This window comes from Caballeronia sp. LjRoot31 (genome assembly GCF_964253885.1).
Classification (GTDB): domain Bacteria; phylum Pseudomonadota; class Gammaproteobacteria; order Burkholderiales; family Burkholderiaceae; genus Caballeronia.
The window spans coordinates 332201-356883 of record NZ_CAXURX020000003.1; the positions used below are offsets into that span (position 1 = coordinate 332201).

The 24683-nt window shown below is 60.1% G+C and carries 22 protein-coding genes; 6 read left to right on the forward strand and 16 right to left on the reverse strand.

Annotated elements, in window-relative coordinates; all coding sequences use genetic code 11:
• Positions 1 to 3 precede the first annotated feature (3 nt).
• The 6 genes from ACSQ8V_RS30280 to ACSQ8V_RS30305 all read right to left on the reverse strand — a co-directional run bounded on the left by ACSQ8V_RS30280 (position 4) and on the right by ACSQ8V_RS30305 (position 8331).
• Positions 4 to 843, reverse strand: a complete 840-nt coding sequence (locus ACSQ8V_RS30280) for an ATP-binding cassette domain-containing protein (protein WP_436208241.1) — start codon at positions 841 to 843, stop codon at positions 4 to 6.
• 5 nt (positions 844 to 848) lie between these two features.
• Positions 849 to 2537 (reverse strand): cyclic peptide export ABC transporter, encoded by a 1689-nt coding sequence (locus tag ACSQ8V_RS30285; protein WP_436185426.1) that lies wholly within the window; start codon positions 2535 to 2537, stop codon positions 849 to 851.
• A 204-nt stretch (positions 2538 to 2741) separates the two neighbouring features.
• Positions 2742 to 4772 (reverse strand): Fe(3+)-hydroxamate ABC transporter permease FhuB, encoded by a 2031-nt coding sequence (gene fhuB / locus ACSQ8V_RS30290; RefSeq protein WP_436208242.1) that lies wholly within the window; start codon positions 4770 to 4772, stop codon positions 2742 to 2744.
• Positions 4769 to 5710 (reverse strand): iron-siderophore ABC transporter substrate-binding protein, encoded by a 942-nt coding sequence (locus ACSQ8V_RS30295; protein WP_436208243.1) that lies wholly within the window; start codon positions 5708 to 5710, stop codon positions 4769 to 4771. Before ACSQ8V_RS30295 ends, fhuB begins: the two co-directional genes overlap by 4 nt.
• A 37-nt stretch (positions 5711 to 5747) precedes the next feature.
• Complete coding sequence (locus ACSQ8V_RS30300; RefSeq protein WP_436208244.1) at positions 5748 to 6005, reverse strand: condensation domain-containing protein; 258 nt, start codon at positions 6003 to 6005, stop codon at positions 5748 to 5750.
• Between the two features lie 61 nt (positions 6006 to 6066).
• Complete coding sequence (locus ACSQ8V_RS30305; RefSeq protein WP_436185430.1) at positions 6067 to 8331, reverse strand: TonB-dependent siderophore receptor; 2265 nt, start codon at positions 8329 to 8331, stop codon at positions 6067 to 6069.
• 420 nt (positions 8332 to 8751) lie between these two features.
• Between ACSQ8V_RS30305 and ACSQ8V_RS30310 the strand changes: the two genes are divergently transcribed.
• Together ACSQ8V_RS30310 and ACSQ8V_RS30315 are read left to right on the forward strand one after the other, a co-directional pair.
• Positions 8752 to 9348, forward strand: coding sequence for a nitroreductase family protein (locus ACSQ8V_RS30310; protein ID WP_436185431.1), 597 nt, complete (start codon positions 8752 to 8754; stop codon positions 9346 to 9348).
• 172 nt (positions 9349 to 9520) lie between these two features.
• Positions 9521 to 10354, forward strand: coding sequence for a hypothetical protein (locus tag ACSQ8V_RS30315; protein ID WP_436208245.1), 834 nt, complete (start codon positions 9521 to 9523; stop codon positions 10352 to 10354).
• A gap of 1009 nt (positions 10355 to 11363) precedes the next feature.
• Here ACSQ8V_RS30315 and ACSQ8V_RS30320 read toward each other — a convergent pair.
• Genes ACSQ8V_RS30320 through osmF form a run of 4 tightly spaced genes read right to left on the reverse strand, consistent with a single transcriptional unit; the run spans position 11364 to position 15161 of the window.
• On the reverse strand, positions 11364 to 12113 hold the full coding sequence (locus tag ACSQ8V_RS30320) for an ABC transporter permease (protein ID WP_436208246.1): 750 nt from the start codon (positions 12111 to 12113) through the stop codon (positions 11364 to 11366).
• A complete protein-coding gene (locus tag ACSQ8V_RS30325; protein ID WP_436208247.1) occupies positions 12110 to 13048 on the reverse strand; it encodes an ABC transporter ATP-binding protein in 939 nt (312 codons plus the stop codon). The genes ACSQ8V_RS30320 and ACSQ8V_RS30325 overlap by 4 nt, the downstream gene beginning before the upstream one ends.
• A gap of 20 nt (positions 13049 to 13068) precedes the next feature.
• Positions 13069 to 14289, reverse strand: a complete 1221-nt coding sequence (locus ACSQ8V_RS30330; RefSeq protein ID WP_213765146.1) for an ABC transporter permease — start codon at positions 14287 to 14289, stop codon at positions 13069 to 13071.
• A complete protein-coding gene (osmF, locus tag ACSQ8V_RS30335; protein WP_255631436.1) occupies positions 14286 to 15161 on the reverse strand; it encodes a glycine betaine ABC transporter substrate-binding protein OsmF in 876 nt (291 codons plus the stop codon). The genes ACSQ8V_RS30330 and osmF overlap by 4 nt, the downstream gene beginning before the upstream one ends.
• A gap of 463 nt (positions 15162 to 15624) precedes the next feature.
• Here osmF and ACSQ8V_RS30340 point away from each other — a divergent pair, with 463 nt between their 5' ends.
• Complete coding sequence (locus ACSQ8V_RS30340; RefSeq protein ID WP_213765148.1) at positions 15625 to 16041, forward strand: MarR family winged helix-turn-helix transcriptional regulator; 417 nt, start codon at positions 15625 to 15627, stop codon at positions 16039 to 16041.
• A gap of 388 nt (positions 16042 to 16429) precedes the next feature.
• Here ACSQ8V_RS30340 and ACSQ8V_RS30345 read toward each other — a convergent pair whose 3' ends face one another.
• The 3 genes from ACSQ8V_RS30345 to ACSQ8V_RS30355 form a co-directional block, all read right to left on the reverse strand.
• On the reverse strand, positions 16430 to 16864 hold the full coding sequence (locus ACSQ8V_RS30345; protein WP_213765149.1) for a tautomerase family protein: 435 nt from the start codon (positions 16862 to 16864) through the stop codon (positions 16430 to 16432).
• A 237-nt stretch (positions 16865 to 17101) separates the two neighbouring features.
• Positions 17102 to 17533 carry a MarR family winged helix-turn-helix transcriptional regulator gene (locus tag ACSQ8V_RS30350; protein ID WP_213765150.1) on the reverse strand — a complete coding sequence of 144 codons (432 nt, stop codon included), beginning with the start codon at positions 17531 to 17533 and terminating at the stop codon, positions 17102 to 17104.
• Positions 17534 to 17937: 404 nt separating this feature from the next.
• Positions 17938 to 18252: an H-NS histone family protein gene (locus tag ACSQ8V_RS30355; protein WP_436208248.1), complete on the reverse strand. Its 315-nt coding sequence runs from the start codon at positions 18250 to 18252 to the stop codon at positions 17938 to 17940.
• Between the two features lie 450 nt (positions 18253 to 18702).
• Here ACSQ8V_RS30355 and ACSQ8V_RS30360 point away from each other — a divergent pair, with 450 nt between their 5' ends.
• A complete protein-coding gene (locus ACSQ8V_RS30360; protein ID WP_436208249.1) occupies positions 18703 to 18933 on the forward strand; it encodes a hypothetical protein in 231 nt (76 codons plus the stop codon).
• Here the strand turns inward: ACSQ8V_RS30360 and ACSQ8V_RS30365 are convergent.
• Positions 18919 to 19773, reverse strand: a complete 855-nt coding sequence (locus ACSQ8V_RS30365) for a LysR family transcriptional regulator (protein ID WP_436208250.1) — start codon at positions 19771 to 19773, stop codon at positions 18919 to 18921. The genes ACSQ8V_RS30360 and ACSQ8V_RS30365 overlap by 15 nt on opposite strands.
• A gap of 111 nt (positions 19774 to 19884) precedes the next feature.
• On the opposite strand from ACSQ8V_RS30365, the gene ACSQ8V_RS30370 reads away from it, so the two are divergent.
• Positions 19885 to 20871 (forward strand): zinc-dependent alcohol dehydrogenase family protein, encoded by a 987-nt coding sequence (locus ACSQ8V_RS30370; RefSeq protein ID WP_436208251.1) that lies wholly within the window; start codon positions 19885 to 19887, stop codon positions 20869 to 20871.
• A 128-nt stretch (positions 20872 to 20999) separates the two neighbouring features.
• Here the strand turns inward: ACSQ8V_RS30370 and ACSQ8V_RS30375 are convergent, their stop codons facing one another.
• Entirely contained in the window at positions 21000 to 21887 is an 888-nt protein-coding gene (locus ACSQ8V_RS30375) for a DMT family transporter (RefSeq protein ID WP_213765153.1), read from the reverse strand.
• Positions 21888 to 21994: 107 nt separating this feature from the next.
• Between ACSQ8V_RS30375 and ACSQ8V_RS30380 the strand changes: the two genes are divergently transcribed.
• The gene (locus tag ACSQ8V_RS30380; protein WP_436208252.1) at positions 21995 to 23398 is read left to right on the forward strand and encodes a PLP-dependent aminotransferase family protein; all 1404 of its coding nucleotides are present in this window, start codon (positions 21995 to 21997) and stop codon (positions 23396 to 23398) included.
• A 55-nt stretch (positions 23399 to 23453) separates the two neighbouring features.
• Here the strand turns inward: ACSQ8V_RS30380 and ACSQ8V_RS30385 are convergent, their stop codons facing one another.
• A complete protein-coding gene (locus ACSQ8V_RS30385; RefSeq protein WP_436208253.1) occupies positions 23454 to 24530 on the reverse strand; it encodes an NAD(P)H-dependent flavin oxidoreductase in 1077 nt (358 codons plus the stop codon).
• Positions 24531 to 24683 lie beyond the last annotated feature (153 nt).

Here is a 24683-nt window from a genome sequence, read left to right on the forward strand (position 1 = left end):
GAATCAGTGGGCGAAACTGATGGGTGAACCGCCGTGAGGGTGCGGGACCGTGCCCATCGGAATACCATAAATCGCGCCGAGTGTGTCAGCGTGCATCAGCTCCGCGGGCGTGCCCGATGCCAGCAGGCGGCCGCCCTTGAGCGCCAGGAGATCGTCGCAGAAACGCGCAGCCATGTTGACGTCGTGCAGCACCACCACCACACCGAGCCCGCGCTCGGCACTCAAGGTCCGCACCAGTTGCAAAACCTCGATCTGATGCGCAATGTCCAGCGCCGAAATAGGTTCGTCAAGCAGCAGGCATTCGCTGTCCTGCGCGACCAGCATGGCGAGCCACACGCGCTGGCGTTCGCCGCCGGAAAGACTGTCCACCGTGCGGTCCGCAAAACGCTCGACGTCGGTCTGCCGCATGGCTTCTTCCACCTTCGCGCCGTCTTGTGTGCTGAAGCGCCCGAGCGCACCGTGCCACGGATAACGCCCCAGCGCGACGAGTTCGCGCACGGTCATGCCGTCGGCGGCGGGCGGTTGTTGCGGCAGATAGGCGACCTTGCGCGCAAACGCGCGGCCTTCCCAGTCGTCGAGCGGCTTGCCCGCGAAGCGCAGCGTGCCGCTGCCGGGCGCTTGCTGGCGCGCGAGCAGCTTCAGCAGCGTGGATTTGCCAGAACCATTGTGCCCAATGAGTCCGCATACGCGACGCTTGGGCAATTCGAGCGACAGCGGATGCAGCAGCACCCGCTCGCCGATGCTGAACGAGACCTCTTCGAGCGAATACATGGACTCGGAATCGGACTCACGAGTGGCCACGCGCTCTGCGTTCCGATCGAGAAATGCGGGGTTGGCGTTCATATTCGTTATGCCGATGCAACCGGCGCAGGTGCCTGCCCTTGCGTCTGTGGATGAATGGCGTTCGGATGATCGACGCGCAAGTCTGCGCCACGGCCGAGTTCAACGACCTGACCGTAGTCGAGCTTGATATAGCGATCGGCGAGATGGTAATAACGATCGTCATGCGTGATGACCACGATGGTCTTGCCCTTGGCCTGAAGCTCCGGCAGCAACTGCTTGTAGAACACTTCCTTGAAGGTCGGGTCCTGGTCAGCGGCCCATTCGTCGAAGACGTAGAACGGCCGGTCTTCCAGATACGTGACCAGCAAAGCGAGACGCTTGCGCTGACCTTGCGACAGGTCCGTCGTGGAAAACGCACCGTCCTTGATCGTGACCTTGTGATCGAGTTGCAGGTGTTCAAGCAGCAACTTCGCCTGACGGTCGAGTCCTTCCACCTTCATGCCGAACAGCGTGTCGAACAGGTAGAAGTCGTTGAAGACCACCGAGAAATGCTGGCGATAAATATCGCGGTGCGCTTCATCGACCGGTTTGCCGTTAAGCAGGATCTGGCCGCCTTCGGGCGCGTAAAGTCCCACGAGCATTTTTGCGAGCGTCGTCTTGCCGCTGCCGTTACCGCCGATCAGATAAATCAGTTCACCCGGCTTGAACGTCAGGTCGATGGGGCCCAGCGTGAAGACTTCGTTCTCTTTCTCGCGGAAGTATCGATGCGTGACCTTGTCGAACACGATGCTGTCGAAGGACTTGGCCGGGGTTTCGCGCAAGGTATCTTCGAGCGGCAGTTCGGCATTGACCTGTTCAATGCGCTCCATCGCAACCTTCGCCGAACTGATGTTCGGGATGGCCGACAGCAGGCCTTCAATTGGCATGATCATGTACAGAAAGATCATCGCGTAGCCGGACATCACGTGCGTGCTCACCGGAAACGTACGCGCCAGCACGAACAGCGTAATGCCGATGAACGCAAACAGAATGAAGCTGCCCCAGCTCGCGGCCGCAGCGTACAGGATGTAACCACGCGTGCGCTGAACGCGTACTGCTTCCACGTTGGTTTCCAGCGTGTCCGTCACGAACGCATTCTTGCGCTCACGATGCAGCTTGAGCTCCTTGGCGCCGTCGAAGAGCGCGCGGAAATGCTTGACGAGATCGTCCTCCTTGCGCCGCGACCCGCGCAGATGAAACAGCGCTTTCGTGTTGGCAATATGAAACCCGAGCGAGCCGATGAAGATGGTCACGACAGCGAAGAGCAGGATCTGCCATGACAGATAACCGAGATACGCGAGGCAACCTGCGATCACCGCGCCGTGCATCGCGAGCGCGGGCAGGCTGACGAACAGGATGACGATCGTATCCAGGTCTTGCGTGAGCACGGTGAGCGCCTTGGACGCGCCCTGCTTTTCCAGATGCTGATACGACGCTTCGGCAATGCGCCGGATGGTGCGCATGCGCAGCGTCGCCTTGGCGCGCTGGCCGAGCTGCATGAACAAGGTTTGTGAAAGGGTTCGCGTGCCGAGCACGACCACGCCCACGATCAGGAATTGCCAGCCGAGTTCGACGAGCTTCGTATTCGACGCCCCAAGCGCCTGGTTAATCAGCGCGATGAGCGCCGCGTTGCCGAACCCGCTGACGAGGCTCGCCACCACCGCGACAGCCAGCACCCAGCGTGAGTTGCGGACAAGATACAGGAACAGCGACATGAAACTCCTTGTGGGGCGACGACCGTAAACCGGGCTCAATCCCGCCAGTGAAAGGACGTAAAAAGGACGACCCCGGACGGTCCGGCCGCGTCACAGAATAATTAATTTGACAAGTGAAGTCAATTAAATGCGAATCATTTGCATTATGCGGTTTCACTGATAAAGCGGCCGTTCGAGTGCTTCGAGAGGGTGATCGAACAGGCATCACGAACCGGACGCATCCCGTGGGCTGCGCTTGAACATCGTGACAATCAGGTACACGCCGCCCAGCAGCGTCGCCATCACGCCCGCCGGCATTTCCTGCGGGAACAGGACCCAGCGGCCGAGCCAGTCGGACGCGACCATCAGCGCCGCGCCCAGAGCCGCCGAAATGAACAGGAGCGGCACAGCCCGCCGGATACCGAGCATGCGTGTCATGTGCGGCGCCATGAGACCGATAAATGACAGCGGGCCGATCACGAGTGTCGCCGCCGCCGTCAGCAGCGCGCTCAGCAGCAGCAGCGCAAAACGCGCGACGGTAATGTTCACTCCCAGGCCGCGAGAGACGGCCGCGCCCAACGGCAGGATCTCAAGCCAGCGCCGGCAAAACGGCACCGCGCACAGTGCCGCCAGCGCGACCACGGCCACGACACCCGCTGCGCCCGCGCTGACGTGATAAGTCGATCCTGCGAGCAGGTTGTAGAGGACGATCACGCGGGGATCGTCGCTGGCAACGGCAATAGTCGACACTGCCTGGAACACGGCGCTGATTGTCACGCCGGCGAGTATCAGCGTGTCGGGGGCATAGGACGATTTGCGTGCAAAGAGCAGCAGCGCGCCCAGCGTAATCACCGACCCCGATGCACACCAGACAAGAAACGTCGGCAGCCCCGGACTGGCTGTCAGGAAAAGTGCGCCGGTAAGCCCCATCGCGCCGCCGGCGGTGATGCCGAGCAGGTCGGGGCTCGCCATCGGATTGCCCGTCATGCGCTGGACGATACCGCCCGCGAGCGCGAGCAACACGCCTACGCCCATCGCCGCGATTACATGGGGCAAGCGCAGGAACAGCAACGCAGCGATCTCGTCCGGGCGGCTGACATGCCAGCCTGCAAGACCTCTCCCCACGCCAAGCGACAAGCCGATGACCACCAGCAAAAACAGTATGCAGACGCCCGTCGTCAAAGCCAGTGCACGCGATGAAAGCGGAGCTGACTGGATCGCGGGCGCGTGGGTCAGGTCGGGCCGTCCACGCAGGCGCCGCAACATGACCAGCAGCAGCGGTGCGCCCAGCAACGTGGTGATCGCGCCCGTCGGAATCGTGGTTCCGTAACGTCCCGCGAATTCTTGCGCGATCTGGTCGGCCAGCCACAGCAACGCCGCGCCGAACAACGGCGACCACAACATCCGGTCACGTAAGCGACGCGCGCCGGCGAGACGCGCAAGCGTGGGAGCGGCAAGTCCAATGAAGCCGATCACGCCCACGGCGCTCACCACGAACGCGGTCACGAGCAGGGTCAGGAAGAGCGCGGCGCCGCGCGTCATTCGCAACGAGACGCCCAGGCTGCTGGCGACGGTGTCTCCCAGATCGAATACGGCCATGGGACGCATGCACAGCAGCAGCAACGCCACGCACGGCACGAGCCGCACGAGCAGTGCCAGCGCCACGCTCCAGTCGTGCTGGCCGAGCGAACCGCCGCCCCAGATCATCAGCGCGCTCAACAGGTCGTAGTGGGAGATCGCGAGCGCGAAACTCAGCGCGCCGCAGCACAGGTTGACGATCATGCCGCCGAGGATCAGCGCGAGCGGCGAGATGCCGCGTCGCGCGGCCAGCGCAAAAACAATCGCCAATGCCGCTGCGCCACCGGCCAGCGCGACACCATCGCGACCGGATACGAGCAAGCCGGGTGCGTAGACCGTTGCAATCGAGAGCCCCAGGTAGGAGCCGGAGAAGATGCCGAGCGTCATCGGCTCGGCGAGCGGATTGCGCAGCACTTGCTGGGTCGCCGCACCGGCAAGCCCGAGCACCGCGCCGCACAGCCACGCGACCGCGATGCGCGGCAGGTCGCCGTAGTGGACAAGCAGCTGGCGCAGATCCGTCGGCGATGGCGCCACAAGCGCTTGCCACCACAACGACGCCGGCAACCGCTCCTCCAGCCTGTGCAGCGACAACACCGTGGCCAGCACGATCACAAGACAAACCGGCAGGAGTGGCCAGCGTCGTGAGGAAATCACGGGCACGGTCGCGACGCTTTTCATGCATGCTCCTTCGCGGCATTGGCCTGCTTACTGACCTGCCGGAAGGCATCGACGAGCACGCGGGCGAAGAGCATCGCGGAGAGGACGCAGCCGCCGTCGGGAGGAACGCGCGGCAGGCCGATCATGCGGCCCTCGTTCGTGAATGGCATGGCCTGCCACACGGGACTGGTTTTCATCATGTTCGCAACGGATGACGCAAGCGGCTTCATGTAGAGCAGGGTCGCATCAGGCACACCCCCCAGCACGTCGAAACCAGTTGTGGAGAAGGCGCCCGAGTGGACCGCGTTTTGCAGTCCTAGCGTTGTCATCAGTTCGCCATAGAAGCTGTTGGGGCCGAACACGCGCACGTGCGCTTCATCGATAAAATTCACCATGTAAAGCGGCCTGCCTTTCGCACCACCTGCACCGCTCACACCTGGAAGCGCGGCAAGCGCCGTGCGCGCGTGGCCGAGTACCGTGTCCGCTTGCGCGAGAACGGCTTCGGCGCGCGCTTCGCAGCCCAGCAAACGCGCGAGCTGCAGCGTTTCGGCACACGCCGCGGAATAAGGCGTTTTACTCGACCGGTAACGCCCGAGCGTGAGGGTCGGCGCAACCCGTTCGAGCGCGGCCCGCAACGTCGCATGGGCCGGCGAGATGATGATCAGGTCAGGCTTCAGCGCGAACAGCAATTCCATGTTCGGCTGGAACATCAGTCCGAGATTCACCACCGACGCGGGCACATCGCAGGCCGTGAAATTCCTGAGGAAGTCCCGGGTATTCGCTATCCCGACCGGCACCACGCCGATCGACAACACCATCTCGGTCAGTCCCCAGTCGAGCACGACAATACGGCGCGGTGGAGCTGCGGGAACGTCGCCGGCCAGTGCAACATCGGAGAGTGCGGTTGCAGCAAGTGCGCCGGCGCCCAGCAGCGCGGAAAGCATGGCGCGTCGGTTCATCGCATGAGTTCAAAAAGGATGGATTGCATGTCGTCGGTCAAGCGGTCTTGTCCTTGTCCCGCTGCCGCCGCGGTCTCTCGCGCAGTCGGGTACGCAATACAGCCTGCCGTGCGCGCACGACATTCAGCGCCTGCTCAAGCGCGCTGATATCGGCCTGCCCGCGCAAGTGAAAAACGCGCGCCAGATGGTAGGCAGTGGACAGCGGCGCGAGCCGCTGCATGAACCAGAGCCCTTCCTGCGCAGGAGACAGTGGCAGTGGTCCGGCTTGCTCGCCGGGCGTCGTTAAGGGCGTCATTAAGGTCGCCGTTAAGGCTCTTGCCGCAAAAGACCGCATTGGCGCCCTGCCTCCTGATGAATTACCACTGATACTTCAATCCCGCGAGTACGAGTCGACCTTGTCCCCAGTAGCAGGAACCGTTGCTGCACGACGCCATGTAAGTGCGGTTGAGCAGGTTGCTTGCATTGAGCGAACCGGTCCAGCCGTGCATGGAGGGGAACGCGCGGCCTAGGTCATAACGCAGCGCGAGGTCGACGAGTGTTGCCGACGAGGTCAGGAGCGTGTTCGCCGTATCACCGTATGAACCGCCGATAAACCGCAGGCCCGCGCCCGCTTGCACACCGTTGAGCAGCCCGCTGGTTACCGTATAGTCCGCCCACAGCGAGGCGGTATTACGCGGAATACCGAGCGGCGCCTTGTCGAGGTTCGACGAATTGCTCTTCGTGTTGAGCAGGTTCGTGTACGTGTAGCTGAAAATCAGCGCGAGGTTGTTGGTCAGGCTCGCATGCGCTTCGACTTCGAAACCCTGGGACCGCACTTCGCCGGTCTGCACCTGGAAGTTGATGTTGTTCGGGTCCGTCGTCAGCACGTTTTGCTGCGTCAAATGAAACGCCGACACAGTGACAAAACTGTTGTAACCCTTCGGCTGGTATTTCACGCCGACCTCGTACTGCTGGGCGGTAGTCGGTGAGAACGATGTACCCGAGAAGGTCGAGCCGACTTGCGGCTGGAACGACGTCGTGTAGCTGGCGTAGGGCGCAAAACCATTGTCAAACTTGTATACGCCACCCGCACGCCACGTGAACGCGCGGTTGAACTGTTTCGTCTGCGCACCGTTCACATACGACTGGCTATCTTCGTTCGTCCAGTCTTCGCGCACACCCAGCAGGAACGACCACCGGTCGATGTCGAACTGGTCCTGAGCATACGTGCCAAGCTGCTTGACCGACTGCTTGTTCGACGTGCCCAACTCGAAGGTCGGATATGGAATGTACTGGCCATATTGCGGATTCGTAATGCTGAGCGACGGCACATTGTTGTCCGCCGATGCGAAGAAAACATGGTCGAACTGGGTATTCTGGTAGTCGACACCCACGGTCGCCGTATGCGACACCGGTCCCGTGTTGAACCGCGCGGTTGCCTGGTTGTCGAGCGTGTGCGAGTTCAGCCGGCCGCTGTTCAGGTACGCCTCGCGCGCCAGCTCCGTACCGTTGTTTATATAGCCCAGATCGTCGGCCACATATTGAACGGTCTGGCTGTTATGCAGGAAACGATAGCTCTGCTTGAAGGACCAGATGTCGTTCAGGCGATGATCCAACTGGTATCCGATTGACTCCTGCGTCTTGCGGAAACTGTCGAAGTCCGGCTCGCCCGGATAGAAACTGCGCGGCAACTGCGACACACCGGTCTGAATCGTGCCCACCACCGGCACGCTGTTATAGATACCCGCTTCGGGATCGGCCTGGTAGTTCGCAAAGACCGTGAACGTGGTGTCTTTCGTCGGTTTCCACGTGATGGTCGGCGAAATCGCGAAGCGCTGCTGGTTCACGTAGTCCGTTTGCGTGCCGGTATTGAAACCGTCCGCCGTCAAACGGTAAAGCACTTTGCCATCCTGATCAATAGGACCACTGAAGTCGAAGAACCCTTGCAAGCGCCCATAGCTGCCGGTCTGGATTCCGACTTCGTGCAGCGGCTCGGCTGTCGGCATCTTGCTCACAAGGTTCACCGTGCCACCCGGCGAACCTTGTCCGTACAACACCGACGCCGGTCCGTGCAGCAACTCGATACGCTCGAACATATACGGATCGAAGCTCGTCACGTTGAAGCCGAAACCGCCGGCCGGACCGGGTGTGCGCAAACCGTTCCAGAACTCGTCGACGAGAAAACCGCGCGCGTACAGGTACTCGAGCGAATCCGTATTGGTGCCGCGCTGCTCCGGGTTGACGCCGGACGTGTAGCGCAGCGCCTGCGCCACGCTCTGCACGTCCTGGATGTCCATCTGGTCGCGCGTCACCACCGAGATCGCCTGCGGTGTCTTGATGATCGGCGTGTCGGTCTTGGTGCCCGCTGTGCTCTGCTTCGCCACGTAACCCTTCACCGGTCCCGTGCCCGTTTCAGCATCGCGTTGACCCTTCACCACCACAGCCGGCAACTGTTGCCCCGGGCTGGCGGATGCGGCCGGCTGGCCAGATCCGTCCGTAGGCACAACAGCGTCACTTTGCGCAAACGCAGACGTCGCCAGGAACACGCCCGCTGCGATCGGCGCGAGCCGCCAGGGATTCTTTGCGCGCCCGCGCGCGCCGATACGGTCTGCGCCGCGTCGTTCTGATTGTTGTCGTGCCATGGTCTCTTGCGGTTGGTGTGGTTGGATTTGTGAACGATAATGCAAATGCGAATGATTATTATTTCATATTAAATTGTCTGATGCAAAGACTGCTTCAAAGCTCGCTCGTCAGCGTTGCGGCAGCAGGCTCAGAGTCCGAATGCCGGCGCGCCCGAGTAACCGTCCAAGTCGTCCAGAGACGTGAAAGAGACGTGAACGCAACGCCATCGGGGCCTGCGCGTTGGTCACATCATCGGCGGGCCAGCGCCCGGCTGTCGGAATCGGGATCGGCGCGGGGGGGCATCGACGGACAATCTCAGAAATTGCGAACAGGACCGAAGCATAGGCATCTACCATGACAAAATCAAGTTATTGAGAATCATTTGCAATACGATGCATTTTTCGCGATCATGGATGCCTTGAGAAAGCTTGGAGCTATCCATGGAAACGATGAACCCCGGCGTCAGTGCCGACGCCCTGAGCGTGTTGATGACGCGTCAGTCGCACTGGCCGCTAGCCGAACCCGCGCCCGACGATTCCCAGCTTCAACAGATTTTCGATGCCGCCCTGCGCGCGCCCGATCACGGCGCGTTGCGGCCGTGGCGCTTTGTGCTGATTCGCGGGAACGCGCGGCTGAAACTCGGCGAGTTGCTGGTCGATCTTGCCTGCACCCGGGCTCCCGAAGAGCCGCGTTCGGCGCATGAACATCGCGGGCGCCGCGCGCTGGCGGCGCCCGTTGTGATAGCGCTTGTCGCGTCCCTGACACGCGAGACGAAGGTCCCTGAAGTCGAGCAGTTACTGTCCGTTGGGGCAGCGGCCATGAACATGTTGAACGCTATTCATGCACTCGGTTTTGGTGGTTTCTGGGCGACCGGACCGGATAGTTACGAGCCGCAAATGCATCGCGCGCTTGGGCTGGCCGAGCGTGATCGTTTGCTTGGATTTTTGTTTGTCGGCACGCCGCCTGACGGCGTGCGCGCGGTGAAGCGCCCCTCCAGCGACCGCTACGTGACCGAATGGCTCGAAGCCCACGCTTAAGCGGTGGCAGACAGAACTGGTGCGAAAGGAACGGCGACATCAACGCCATTTTCGTTCGTGCTCCTATCCCTCATCGGCTTGAGAGGAACGCCCGGCGGTTCGCCGGATCGATCCGGCGTGGTCGTGTCCGGTCTCTCGGTACATGCCCCCTTGATCTGAAACGGTACTTACCATGCCTACGGGTTTATTGACTGAGCGCTCATTGATGCAGACATCGACGCGGGATTTTATCGATAACCTCGATGCGTCGATCCAGCTCGCCGATAGCGAAACGCAACCGCAGTTCTTACCGCTTCGCATGAACGAAACGCTTTCGCTGAGTCAATGCACGCCGGCACCGGGCGAGATCTTCATGTTCCGGTTTCGCAGTCAATGGCAACGTGTGAGCGCGCACGATTCGGCGCAGTGGCTGACGCAGGACGAGACCCGGCGTGCAGCGTTATTGCCCAGTCCTGCGCTCCGGTACCGGTATATATCGAGCCGTGCGGTGTTGCGACTGGCTGCGGCCCGGATACTCGGATGCCAGCCCGATGCGGTTGATCTGCGTGATGACGCCAAGGGTCGAATGTTCGCACAAGACGCCACGGGGGATGCCGTTTTATGCGCTGATATCGCTTATGCCGGTGTCTGGATCATGCTTGGCATCAGCGCCAGTTATCTGGGTTTAGGAACGTCGCTGCCTTCGTACAAGATGGCATCCGACGACGAATCATCGCTGCCGGGCCGGGTATCGGGCCAGATTTCGCCGCCATCGGATGGTTTGCTCTTTAGCAGGCAGCGAGCGCGCGATAACAGTTTGCTTAGTGCTGCCGGACATCGATCGGCTATCGATTATTCGAACCTTGCGTTAAGCGAATCTGCCCCGGCTTTGGCTAGCATGTCAGGGGGTGGGTCTTGGTTTGTCTTTGACTTGCCTATGCCTGGGCAGCTTTGCGCGTCGGTGTGTAGTTCAACGCCGCTAAGCACCGTTTTCGCTTTTGGGTGGAGTAAGCGTAATGAGGCTTGATTTTTGCTCGCGGGGGGCGGGGTAAGGGTTGGGTTGGTCGGTTCCGGGGTTAGTGGTCGGGGTCTATGCCGGGTTGGTGCTTTCGGCCGTGGTGGTCTGCGGGAGTCGGATTTTCTCTTTATCACTATTAGCCACTGTGCGTGGCGGCACGTCATTTCTTTGTCCAAAGCGACAAAGAAACGAAGCAAAGAAAGCGCTTTCAACCACGCTACCCTAAGTGTCCACAGCGTGCAGTTTCTATTCATAGGTGCCCCAAAAGCACGGTGCTCGCCAGAGCGGAGGATGTGTGAAACCCTCCTTCTCCGAACACCGATACCCACACGCTTCGCCACCAGTGATTGAACCTGCCCAAGGAGCACCCCGCGCTATCCGCGGACAACCAACCACCGAATTTCACGCATGTCGAACCACGCCGCCAACCCGCCAAGAAACGCGGCCGCAAAGATGCGGACGGCCGTAACCGACGAAAATGGCTGTACAGCACGCGCAGCCAATTCACAAAAAACTGAAGCAGCAAACACAAACACGCATGAAGCTGTGGCGAATGAATACGGTCGCACAGACCAGGTAGCTAACCTGTCAAAAAATCGCAGCCGTAAATACCTGTAAGGCCGTGCGGGTTCCTTAGCAATTGTGCTTGCCCGAGAGCGTACGGGGCGAAGCGTGTTCGTGTCAGGGTTCGCGAGAAGGAGGGGTTCAAACATCCTCCGCTCTGGCGAGCACCGTGCTTTTGGGGCACCCATGAATAGAAACTGCACGCTGTGGACACTTAGGGTAGCGTGGTTTAAAAGCGCTTTCTTTGCTTCGTTTCTTTGTCGCTTTGGACAAAGAAATGACGTGCCGCCACGCACAGTGGCTAATAGTGATAAAGAGAAAATCCGACTCCCGCAGACCGCTAACTCCGAAAGCACCAACCCGGCATAGACCCCGACCACTAACGCCGAAACCACCACCCCGGCATAGACCCCAACCACTAACCCCAGAACCGACCACCTCAAACCCAAAGGCCCTAAACCCCGCCGACGGCCCTCACATGCCTTGAGGCCAACCTCCCGGCAACACCCATCGCGTCATAGATCAGCACGGCAAGTAACCCAACAATAACCCCACCCTGCAGGATAAAAGCAGTATTCGAGGTCTGCAGACCCGCAATAATGACATCGCCCAACCCCTTCGCCGCCACGGTCGACCCGATAGTCGCAGTCCCCAGATTGATCACAACGGAAAGGCGCAGTCCCGCGAGAATAACCGGCAGCGCGAGCGGCAGTTCAACCGCGAACAACTGCCGCGCCGCGCTCATGCCCATGCCTCGCGCCGCGTCGATAGTCACAGACGGAATCTCCTTCAGCCCCGTGATAGTACTCTCGAAGATCGGCAGGAGACCATAAAGAATCAACGCGACCAGGGTCGGCTTGACACCAAACCCGACCACGGGCACCGCAAGCGCGAGCACAACCACCGGCGGAAACGTCTGCCCGATATTCACTACGCTGCGCGCGAGCGGCAGGAATTCCGCACCCGCCTCGCGCGTGACGAAAATCCCGGCAAGCAACGCAATCACCGCACCCACCAGACTCGCGGCCGCCACGATCGCGAGATGTGCAAGCGTGAGGTCCAGCAGGCTCGCCCGGTCATAAAGCGCCGGTGCGCCGTTTTCAGCCAGCGGGGCAAGGAGCGGCTGGAACACATGCGGCTTGAACAGCAACGTGAGCAGTACGGCAAGCGCCAACGTACGCGCTATCCAGGCAGCTGATTTCATGCGGACCTCTCGGCACGCGCCAGGATCGATGCAAGCGAAATACGGCTCTGCACTGCACCGTCCGCCGATGCAACCGGCAAGCTCTGCGCGCCACGCCAAAGCAACTCGGACAGGGCATCGCGAAGGCTCTGCGTGCCAGCAATCGCACTGCCCTCGGCGGCGCCCGCTTCGGCGATTTCACTAACAGGAATCAGCGACAGCAGCCGGAACGGCCGGTCGACGCCCGCTACCAATCGCTCGACAAAACCCGGCGCAGGCCGCCTCAAGATCTCGGCAGGCGTAGCCGCCTGAAGCACGCGGCCACCGTCCATCACCACAATGCGGTCACCCAGATGCAACGCCTCTTCCATATCATGCGTAACAATCACGACCGTGATCCCCAGACGCCGCTGAAGCGCAAGCAAGTCTTCCTGCGCCTTAGCGCGAATGATGGGATCGAGTGCACCGAACGGCTCGTCCATCAGCAAGATTGCAGGCTCCGCCGCCAGCGCCCGCGCCACCCCCACACGCTGCTGCTGACCACCCGAAAGCTGATGGGGATACTTGTCCAGGTAGGCATCGGCGTCCAGATTGAAGAGTGCCAGCAACTCGCGCACACGCAGGTCGATCCTCGCCGCGCTCCACCCCATCAAGCGCGGAACCGTCGCGATATTGCGAGCCACCGTCCAATGCGGAAACAAGCCGTTGCCCTGGATCACATAACCAATCCCGCGCCGCAATGCCTCAGCCGGCACGGTTGCGGTGTCGCTTCCGTCAATGCGGATCGTGCCGCTCGTGGGCGCGATCAGACGGTTGATCATGCGCAGGAGCGTGGACTTGCCGCTGCCGGATGTGCCGACAAACGCGGTGATGGTGCCTCGTTCGATGGTGAGCGAGACGTCATCGACAGCGACAATATCGCCGAAACGCCGGCTGAGTTTTTCGATTTCGATCATACGTGGCGTCCTTGCGTCATTTAGTGACGTCCTTTAGCGAGTTCGGTCACGGCGTTGAACACGATTGCCGCAGCGAGACCGAGCGCGATGGTCGGCACGGCGCCGAGCAGCACGAGATCAGTCGCCGCTTGCCCAAGACCCTGGAATACGAAAGTACCGAAGCCACCTCCGCCGATCAGCGCAGCCACGGTCGCCAGACCAATGTTTTGGACCAGCACGATCCGCACGCCCGTCAGGATGACCGGCAACGCAAGCGGCAGTTCAATCGCAAAGAGCCGCTGGCGCGGGGTCATGCCCATCGCCACTGCCGCTTCAACGCTCTCGTGCGGAAGCTGCGCAAATCCCACCACAACGCTTGCCGCGACCGGCAGCAGCGAATAGAGAAACAACGCAATTCCCGCAGGCGCGACGCCGATACCGCGAATGCCAAGCGCATCGAGCAGCGGGAACCGGGTGGCAAGAAGCCCTAGCGGAACCATCATCAAACCGTACATCGCGATACTCGGGATGGTTTGAATAATGTTGAGTACAGGTAACGCGACGGCACGCAGCGCCGACCACTTTGCGCACGCAACGCCCAGTGGCACACCGATCAGGACCGCCGCCGCAACCGACCCCGTGACGAGTTCAACATGGCGGGCCGCTTCGAGCCAGAAGGTATCGGCGTGATTCGCATACTCCTGCATCACCGACAACCCGCTCCATAAGCCACTGCCAAGAATGGCTGCAATAACGGCCGCGGCCAGTGCAAGCGCAAGAAGATGTTGCACCGGTCCGAACGAGAGCTTGGCGATAGCGTCGGTTACCAGCACCGAGAACGCGAAGAACAAGATCCAGAAACCACCCGCGGGCGACACCCGCGCCAACGGGTTATCGGCAGTGACGAGATGCGCAGGCACAAGGCCGAGCAGCACGCACAGCGTCAGGAGCAGGACAACGCCGACCACGAACCGAAGCGTCGGACGGCTGCGCAGCAACGCGAACAGCGCCCCTGCGGCCAGCACCGCAAGAAATGCCCATGCCTGCCCGGCTGTGAAGATGTCGGTCAACCCGAGACCTTTGCCGGACACAATCCGGTTCGCCCGAAACGTCACGAACGGTTCGAACACCAGCGCGAGCAAGGCTATCGCTGCGATCAGCGAACCGACCTTGTCGATACGCAAGGCGCTTGCACCCTGCTGCGCGCCGGCCGTGGCCGGCGTTTCATCGGTGCGTGCGTCGGCCCGTGTCCCGGCAATCATTTAACGAAGCCCTTCGATTTCAGATAGCTCGCCGCGACCGTTGCGGCCGGCTCGCCGTTGACCTGAATGCGGCTGTTCAACGTCTGCAAGGTCTTCAGATCGAGACTGGCAAATACCGGCTTGAGATAGCCGGCAATCTCGGGGTGCGCCTTCAGTACGCTCTCGCGAATCAGCGGTGTGGGTGCGTAGACGGGCTGCACGTCCTTGTTGTCCTCCAGCACGACCAGTCCCGCGGCCGCTATGCCGCCGTCCGTGCCGTAGACCATGGCTGCGTTGACCTTGTCGGTTTGCTCGGCGGCCGCCTTGATCGTCGCCGATGTATCGCCGCCCGAGAGCACAAGAAGTTGTTCAGGTTTCAGCTTGAATGCATAGGTCTTTTCGAACGACGGCAGTGCGGCGGCGGTATTGACGAACTCAGCCGACGCCGCGAGCTTGACCTGACCGCCCGCCGACACCCACTTGCCGAAGTCCTCGAAGGTCTTTATCTTGTTGGCCTTCGCGACGGTTCCCAGCAGGGCTACGGCCCAGGTGTTGTTGGCCGGCGCGGGCGTCAGCCAGACAATCTTGTTGGCCGCGTAATCGAGCTTGGCGGCTTCCTCATAGCCTTTGGCCGCATTCTTCCAGAGCGGGTCATCGGCCTTGTTGAAGAAGAATGCGGCGTTGCCGGTGTATTCCGGATAGATGTCGATTTCACCCGTCGTGATGGCCTTGCGCACGATCGGCGTGGTCCCGAGGCCGATCTTGTCGGAGACCGCAATGCCATGCGACTTCAGCACCTGCGCAATGATGTTCCCAAGCAGATTGCCCTCGGTGTCGATCTTCGATGCCACCGTGACCGAGTCCGCCGCATAAGCGGTGGAAGCAGTGGACATGGTCAGAACGAGCGCGGCGGCGCCCCATGCCTTGATTGATTTCGCGATTCCCATGGGGATGTGGCCTCGGTTGAATAGTCGTTTTTTAAGGGGAACGGTTTCTTGGTCGCTTAAGCGCGGGTCAACATTATCGACCAAGTAGCAGTGAATCGGCTGCAATAGCTGAGGAGAGTAACGGTGCGCGAAACCATCACAAACCAAGAAATCCCGATTTGCAAATAGGTATCGATGGAAATGGTCTCGCTTTCCGCGCTTAGCCAAGCGCGCAACCCTCTGCATGCACCGGGCCATGAGAGAGCTGATAGGCGAGCGGCCAAGCAACGCGTTAAAGGTGGTAACCAGGCGAGAAGCGAGACCTACTCTATTGCTTGCCAGGCACGCAAGGCTTTCCGGGCGGCAATCTACCGGAACGACAAGCCCACAATTAATTGCCTTGCTAACTATTTTGTGATTTAATCGATTCATGTTCGATCACTGCCTTTACTTCAATTCGGCTGCCCTCGCCCGTCTCGTGGAGCGGGAGTGGACTGTTGTCTATGCAGAATTCGGGCTGACGCCACCACAAGGATTTGTGCTTCGTGTCGTGCTGGCTACGCCCGGCTGCCTCAGCAGTCAGGTGGCGGAGATCCTGGGTATAGCGCGCCCTACCGCAACCCGGCTTATCGACAGTCTCTGCGAAAAGCAATTAGTCGAACGCCGTCAAGCCAAGGAAGATGGCCGGGAGTGGACAGTCCATCCAACTCCAACCGGTCTGGCGCTCGATCGGCCAATCAACAATGCCAGCGCCAGGATTGCACGGACCTTGCGCGCAAAGATCGGCCCGGAGTTGTTCGAGTCGGCGGTCGCGTCCATGCACGACGTGAGGAAGGCATTGGTGTAAGTTCAACGGCTTTTTTTAAAAGCAAATAGTTGTCTTGCTAATCATAATGGAGGCAAGCAAATGGATAACGAGTTGCATCGAATGGCCGTGGTTAAGAAGCGTATCGAGTGGCGATGGTCCCCGGCACGAGCCACCAGCGCCGCTATAGCGGTCCTTGGATTAGCAGCGCTGATGGTCGCACTTGCCTGTTCTGTCTCGAGCAGCCGTGCAAACAATGCGCGGTGCCTTCAGGCGTTCGCAAAAGATGAACACCGTAGTCTCGACGCTTTTTTCCAGGATCAGTCGATGCAGGATTCGCTTGTGCAAGCAATCGATCAATGTTCGCGTTGAACGTCGATCGATCATGCTCTTTGACATGGAAGCGGCGTCGCGTACGTCAGACGCCGCTTCAGATGCTTTGCATATAGTCGCGGTCTTCGGCGGGTAGCGACGAAAGCCAGTTTTGTTCAGAACCGGGTTCCGGTAGAACATGGCCGTATTCGATCATCTGAGCCGGGGGCAGTTCGGATATGTAGGCCCAGACGTATCGCTTGGCAACCGCGGTGGTTTTCGAAATTGCGTCGACAATGCCCTCAAGCAACTCACGCTTGCGCTCTGCGCTGCGACCGGCGCGGATATGTCCGTGCACGAAAATCTGCTCCGAGCGAAGCGGACTTCCACCCACGAAGTGATTACCTTCCGGCACTTCGTTGAAAATCACCTGAGCGAAGAAAGACTGCGCGCCAGTGGCCTGATTGTGAATCCGGGTGATCTCCTCCGCGATGCGTTGTTTTGCATCGGCAGACAGGCGGCCGTTCGCAGCGGAAACAATATAGGTAGGCATATAGCCCCTCCTTGAACAATAAAACCGCGTTTTCGTTATTTCATCTTATCTATTGCATATACAACCATTTTTTGCAGAAGATAAAATTCAACGCCATACAGTTGTAGCTACAACTAATCTAACAAATGAAAATCCGGAAAACTAGTTGTAGCTACATCTTATGATTTGCAGTATCAGTCAGATACACGTGTTTACCCGGCAGCCGATGCAACAAACCGTCAGCCGGAACCACAAGCGTCACACCTGTCGCCCCACGCCTTGAAGCGTTTCGAGCGCCTCCAACAGTCGCTTGCTGGCTGGCCCCTTCATGAATTTTTGAACTTCGCTTTCAACCTGCTTCTGCGCAACCTGCCAATGAGGCTCCGCACGCCGCAGCATTTTCAACCCCTCCTTGCTTAAGGTAGCGACCTTGAAGCGGGCGTCTTCTTCGCTGCCGACCTTGACCCAGCCGGCATCGATCAGGACCTTGAGGTTTCTCGAGATAGTGGTCTTATCCAGCGCCGCTTCCACCGCGATTTCAGTGAAGGTCGCCGATCCAAGCCGCTCGAGCGCCCGGAGAAGGGAGAACTGCGTGATTTTTAATCCGATCGGCCGGAGCGCGTCGTCGTAGACGCTCGTCAAGGCGTTCGCCGAGCGGCGGAATTGTGTGCAGTAGCAGTCCGTGAACATGACACTCCAGAATCGATTAGCGGCGAATAATCACAAGCCGTTGCACCACCGCAATTAAGCACCCTCTTAGCACCGGGAAAACGCGGTTAGCGCCAAAATCAGATGCATATGCAACTTCTTTAGTATAGCTCGCATCTCGCGTGGTGCGTCAATGCGAGATTACAGGAGGTGTTTCGTCGATCAGAACGCGCGACGCCCGACCCGCCCGCTTATCGACATCGGGCGAAGGCGTCAATTCGTCTTCAGTGGGGTCCTACGTGTTGCTCAAGTTTTTCGCGCGGCCTTTGGGATCTTTCGAATTCCGCGAGCGAGGCTTGCTCGCGTTGCGCAATCGCATGCCTCATCGTCGATGCGTCGATGCGTCGATGCCTAAATGCATCGATGCTCCACATCAAAGTACTGGTTCAAGCAGTTACCAGGAACTCGTCACGGTTCTTGTCGACGATCCAATGAGGCGCTCGACCGCGGCCAGACCAGGTCGCACCGCTCACCACGTCACGATATTTTGGCACGCCCGTTGTAGCGGCCACCGCGGCAGTCGCCTTGACTTGAGTGTTGTGTCCCATGAGCTCGGCAAGCGAGATCTTATATTCGCCCATCTTGGCGACTATTTCAGCGAGGACGATTTCGGCCTGGCGCTGTCGAGCGATGTTCAATTGATCTTGAAGCGCTTCGCGTTGCGCGAGCAGTTCTTTAAGGGTGGGCATTTCCGTTTGCATTATAAAAAGTCGTTCTTTGAAGTTGTTTGGGTGTTCGACAGCGTATTGATCAACAAAGGTAAGCGCAGAGGCAATCGCATTTTGCTAACGGGTCACCGCTGCGTCTCAGCCGGTCTGGCCGCTGGGCGAACAGACCAAGCCTGCCAGACCGATGGTTGCCGGACTAAAGACATACCGGCCTGCGAACTTCGTCGGGGTTTTCAGTAGTCGTCACACCGTGAACGGCGGCACGCCGTATCAGCCGGCGACGAAAGAGGTGTTGCCTGCACGCAGGGGTGGTTCCCCAGGGGCCTCTTCGCTGAAACAGCGGCTAGTGTACGCGCATCACGCCGAGTCGCAGCGAAAACAACCACGTTGCGGGGCAATAAAATATAAATACCACGCCCGGCCCAACTGATCTAGCCATTGATATTAACGATATCTTACACGCGGCGTCAGACTCTGAATCGGGTGAAACAATTCGTTCGCGGCCATTCCGACTCGTTAAAAAACGTGGATTCGCAACGCGCGATCTTTCAGTTTGCCGAGCGCAACGTATTGCAGGAGCAATACGCGCGCGGCAATATTCCGGGCCATTTCACGCTTCTGATCCGCCTTGATGTTCGTTTCACCGGAAGCTTATTGAAAGCATACGGTGGCCGAATTAAATCGACGGGACTACTGGATTCACACATTCGCTAATCGCTCGATAACCAGGTCAAGCAGCGCTCGCAGTCTTCCGAGCCGGCGCAGGTCGCGATGGTAACCGAACCAGACGTCGCGGCCAGGCGGTGTCTCTCCCAGATCGATGCGGTGTATGCCGGTCGTATTGTCCCCGAGCGCGCACGGGAGTACGGCGAGTCCGCCCCCCTCCGCACACATCCTGGCTTGTGCGCCGCGGTTGTTGCTGCCGAACGCCACGTGTGCTTTCGGCAACACGCGTCTCGCCCAGTCGACGTCCGGCAGCGTTCCAAAAGCGCTGTCCATGGTGACGAGGCTATACCCGTCGCCGTCGCCGGCTTGCGGCGGGATCATGTCGACCGGAGAGTACAGCGCGTAGTCCATGTGCATGAACTTCCGCTGAATCACATCGGCCTCGTCAAACTGCGTGATGCGAAACAGCAGATCCGCGTCGCGCCTTGCCAGATTGAACCGGCGGGAATCCGTCACGAGCTCGATGCTCACGCGCGGATTAGCCTTAAGGAATTCAGCGAAGAGCGGCGTCAGGACATGAATGCCAAACCAGTCCGACGATGATACCCGCAGCACGCCAGTAAGATGCGGCTCCTTGCCGGCCAAAGAGCGCTCGAACGCGAGTGCGTCCTCCTCCATACGCTCCGCGTGCATCAGTACGGCCGCTCCTTCGTCTGTCAGGACAAAACCGTCCGTGGTGCGTTGAAACAGGGTTTGGCCGACTGCCGATTCGAGGGTTCGCAGCCGCCGACCCATTGTCGGTTGTGTTTGACCGGTCTGCTTTGCGGCCGCGCCAAGCGAACCCGTGCGGGCAATCGCCAGAAAAATCCGAACATCGCCCCAGTCCATTTTTCCTCATGCATAAACGTTTGGTCGTCGTGCAATAACGTCGATTGTCGTAATTTCCCGCATGGACGAAGATGAATCAAGCAAATTCGATCAATCACCGGGATAAACACCATGAACATGCAAGCGTTGGTTCTGAGCCGCTATAACGGTCCGCTTGAACTGACGGAAGTCCCTCGCCCAAGCGCGCAACCCGGCCAGGTGCTGGTCCGTATTAAAGCGAGCGGCTTGAATCCGCTGGACATCAAGATTCGCGCGGGCAGCGCCGCGCATGCCAGGCATCCGCTGCCGTTGGTGCTGGGTATCGATATGGCAGGCGTGGTCGAAGCGGTCGGGCAAGGCGTCGATCAGTTCAAGGTAGGTGATGAGGTGTACGGAATGACTGGCGGCGTCGGCGGTCTCCAGGGCTCACTCGCTCAGTTCGCAGCAGTAGATGCTCGACTGATCGCGTTGAAGCCTTCCAACCTGTCGATGAAAGAAGCCGCAGCGCTGCCGCTCAGCTTTATCACTTCTTATCAGGGAATCGTGGACAGAGCGCAGTTGAACGCTGGGCAAACGGTGCTTGTACAGGGCGGAGCAGGGGGTGTCGGACACGTGTCGGTGCAACTCGCGCGAGCGTTAGGCGGTCACGTTTTTGCAACGGTGAGCAAGGGTGACGCCGAACTTATGGCGGTTTATGGCGCGACCGCTATCGACTATCGTGAACACACGGTCGAGCAATACGTTCAGGAACACACGGGAGGGGAAGGTTTTGATCTCGTGGCCGACACCGTAGGTGGGGCAACGTTAGACGCGTCGTTTTCGGCGGTCAGGCAATTCGGGCATGTCGTGAGCGCGCTAGGCTGGGGGACGCACGCCCTCGCGCCGTTGTCATTTCACGAAGCAACATACTCTGGCGTATTCACGCTCTCACCGCTGCTAACCGGCAAGCACCGTGAGCATCACGGAGAAATTCTGCAGGTAGCGACACGGCTGGTTGAGGCGGGAAAGCTCTTGCCCCGAGTGGACCCACGCGGTTTCGATCTGGCTAGCGCCGACCTCGCTTATCAGGCTATTGCGGCGGGAAGCACCAAGGGAAAAATAGTCGTCGACGTTCAATAGTGGCATTGGATCAGGATGGATTGCCACGGCCGCATAAAGACAAAACAGACTGTCGGAGCCGGCCGCTGAGTTAGTCTGGAGCTTAACCTGCAGCGGGCCGCGCTCATGGGGGCAGCCAAAAAAATGCACTAACGCGATAACGTAACATCGACCGGTCGCGCGAATCGCTTGGCGCCGACCACGCACAGCACCACGGCCGTTGCGACAGCCACCATCGGCCAGCCGACCGGCTCGTGCAACAACGTCGCGGCAAGCACGAGCCCGAAGAACGGTTGCAGCAATTGCAACTGCCCGACCGCCGCAATACCGCCCTGAGCCAGGCCGCGATACCAGAACATGAAACCGATCAACATACTGAACAAGGAGACGTAGGCAAGTCCCATCCATGCCGAGCCACCCACATCGGCCCAGGACGATGGCATGGTGGCAAGCGCCAGCGGTGCCATGATAGGCAGCGACAACACCAGCGCCCACGAGATCACCTGCCAGCCGCCAAGCTTGCGCGACAGCCTGCCGCCTTCCGCATAACCAAGCCCGCAGACAACGATGGCCGCGAACATCAGGACATCGCCGACAGGTGATGCCCCCGTCCCCTGTGCCAGCGCAAATCCGGCGACAAGCAAGGCGCCAAAACCAGAAAACAGCCAGAACGCAGGGCGCGGACGCTCACCTCCGCGCAGCACGCCGAAGATCGCCGTCGAAAGCGGCAGCAAGGCAACAAAGACAACCGAATGAGCGGCGGTGATGTGTTTGAGCGCAAGGGCGGTGAGCAGCGGAAAGCCGATGACGACGCCGCACGCCACCACTGCGAGCGAAATCAGATCGCCTCTTTCGGGCCGCTTTTGCCGGAACATCAGCAAGAGCGCCAGTCCCAGCAAGCCAGCAATGCCAGCACGCGCGACCGTGAGAAAGACCGGGTCGAACGCCGCGACCGCTACACGTGTCGCGGGCAATGATCCGCTGAAAATCAGCATCCCGAGGAAACCGTTCGTCCATCCGCTTGCCGTCTTGTCCATCATGTTCCCCTATTTTCAGCTAGCCAGTATCGGCCCTCAAGGCATGGATTTTCCAGAGACAGTGCACTACAGTTATGGAAAACTGTATGGGTTAAAAATCAGTACACATGGAAGACACCACCTTTTTTGCCACAGACGCCGGCACGCTGGTCGAGCGTGTCATGCAGGCCATCCGGCAGCGGATTGCCGGACGCACCCTGACGCCTGGCGCCAAGGTTCCGTCCATCCGGGGCTTCGCCGAAACCTTGCAAGTCTCGAAGTCCACCGTGGTGGAAGCCTACGACCGCCTCGCTGCGGAAGGGGTCATCCAGTCGCGCCGCGGTTCCGGCTTTTACGTCGCCGGACACCTGCCGCCGCTGTCGCTCGCTGAACTGGGCCCGCGCCTAGACCGCGTTGTCGATCCGTTCTGGGTGTCGCGGCAATCGCTGGAGGCCGGCGCGAATGCCCTTAAACCCGGTTGCGGCTGGCTGCCTGCATCGTGGCTGCCCGAGGCGGGGCTGCGTCGCGCATTGCGATCCGTCGCGCGCACCGACGCGGCCGTGCTGGCCGATTACGGCACGTCCCTCGGGCTCCCGGCGCTGCGGCAATTGCTCGCCCGCCGCATGGCGGATCGCGGCATTGAAGCGGCGCCCGACCAGATCATCCTCACCGAATCCGGCACGCAGGCCATCGACCTGTTATGCCGCCTGCTGCTCGAACCGGGCGATACGGTACTCGTCGATGACCCCTGCTATTTCAATTTTCTCGCCCTGCTGCGTGCTCACCGGGCCAAGATCGTGAGCGTTCCGCATACGCCCGCAGGTCCCGATATCGACCTGTTCGCGCAGGCGCTGGCAGAGCATCGGCCGCGCTTGTACATCACCAATTCGGCGCTTCACAATCCGACGGGCGCAACGCTCTCGCCGGTCGTCGCGCATCGGCTTCTGAAGCTCGCGGACCAGTCGGGTCTCACGATTATTGAAGACGATATCTTCGGCGACTTCGAGCACGAATCCGCCCCCCGTCTGGCAGCTTTCGACGGCCTGGAGCGAGTCGTCCATATCGGCAGCTTTTCCAAGAGTCTCTCGGCGTCAGTGCGTTGCGGTTTTATCGCGGTGCGGCGCGACTGGGTCGAACGATTGATCGATTTAAAGATTGCCACCTCATTCGGCGGCGGACGACTTTCGGGCGAACTCATTCTCGGCGTGCTGAAAGACGGCACGTACAGAAAGCATATGGAGAACTTGCGGGAGCGCTTGTCCCGTACGATGGGACAAACGAGCGCGCGGCTGGGAGCACTTGGTATAGAACCATGGATCGAGCCGCGAGGCGGCATGTTTCTCTGGTGCAAGCTGCCCGAAGGACTGGATGCAACGGACGTTGCCCGCCGGGCGCTGGCAGACAACGTCATTCTTGCGCCGGGCAATGCGTTTAGCGTTGCGCAGTCCGCAAGCCAGTTCCTGCGTTTTAATGTCGCCCAATCGACGGACCCGCGCATTTTTACTGTGCTCGAGTCAGCGATGCACGGGTGACGTTCGACCGCTTCTAACGCATCCAATGCGAAGGGTGAACGCTACCGGCAACGCGTCAAGCCTGCGCCATCTTCGCCAGCGCTTCGCTGATCAACACGCGCGTCAATTCGCCTGCGGGCAGTTCACGCCCAAGCCGCGCCGCCTGCCCTGACCACAGGCTCGTGAAGTCGCCCTTGCCCGCCTGCTCGGCCTTGGCCTTGAGCGGCGCAAGCGCGGCGCCGGCAAGCGGAAAGGCGGGTGCCACGGCGGACAGCGGACCTAGTTCACGGATAGCCCGATTGATGATGCCGCGCGCCGGCCGGCCCGTGAATATGTTCGTCAACACGGTGGAATCATCCTGCGACTCGCGCAGCGCTATTCGATGCACCTCCGGCAGTTTCGCCTCGGGACAAAACAGATACGCGGTCCCCATCTGCACGGCCGACGCGCCCAGTGCAAACGCAGCGACAATTCCCCGTGCGTCGGTTATGCCGCCGGCGGCGATCACGGGAACCGAGACGGCATCAGCTACTTGCGGCACCAGTGCGAACGTGCCGACCTGAGCGGCATAGTCCTGCGTCAGGAAATTTCCACGATGCCCGCCTGCCTCAACGCCCATCGCAATCACGGCGTCACACCCTTGCGCCTCAAGCCAGCGCGCTTCCGCGACAGTCGTTGCCGACGCGATGACTTTCGCGCCGGTCGCCTTCACGCGATCGAACAGTATTTTATCTGGCAGTCCGAAATGAAAACTCACGACCTCAGGTTTGAATTCTTCCACGACCGCGCAGAAGTCACTGTCGAATGGACGACGACCTGCCGCGGGCGGTGTCACTTCGGGATCGAGTCCATACTCGACGTAATACTCCGCCAGACGCGCGCGCCATGCCATGCTGCGCGATACATCGGCTTGCGGCGGAACGTGACAAAAGAAATTGACGTTGATCGGGGAGCGCGTTTTCGACCGGATCAACGCGATGCCGTCACGCGCTTGCTCCACGGTGAGTAGCGCGCAAGGCAGCGATCCCAGGCCGCCTGCTTCGCATACCGCTATGGCCAATTCGGGCGTGCCGGGGCCCGCCATGGGCGCGAGAATAATAGGTGCGTCAATACCAAACAAGTCGAGAATCCGACGATTGCGCCAAGTACTCATGCTTCTTTTCTCCTTGATCATTGCGGTGCCTGAGTGCCTTGGATCCATCCATTGCACTCGGCTTGACCCACGCGCGGGCCGGCTCCATTACCGCGAAAAACGCGCTCCCAATGCCCGCTTTGCTTTTCAATAGAACCGTTTGCTTTCCGCTTA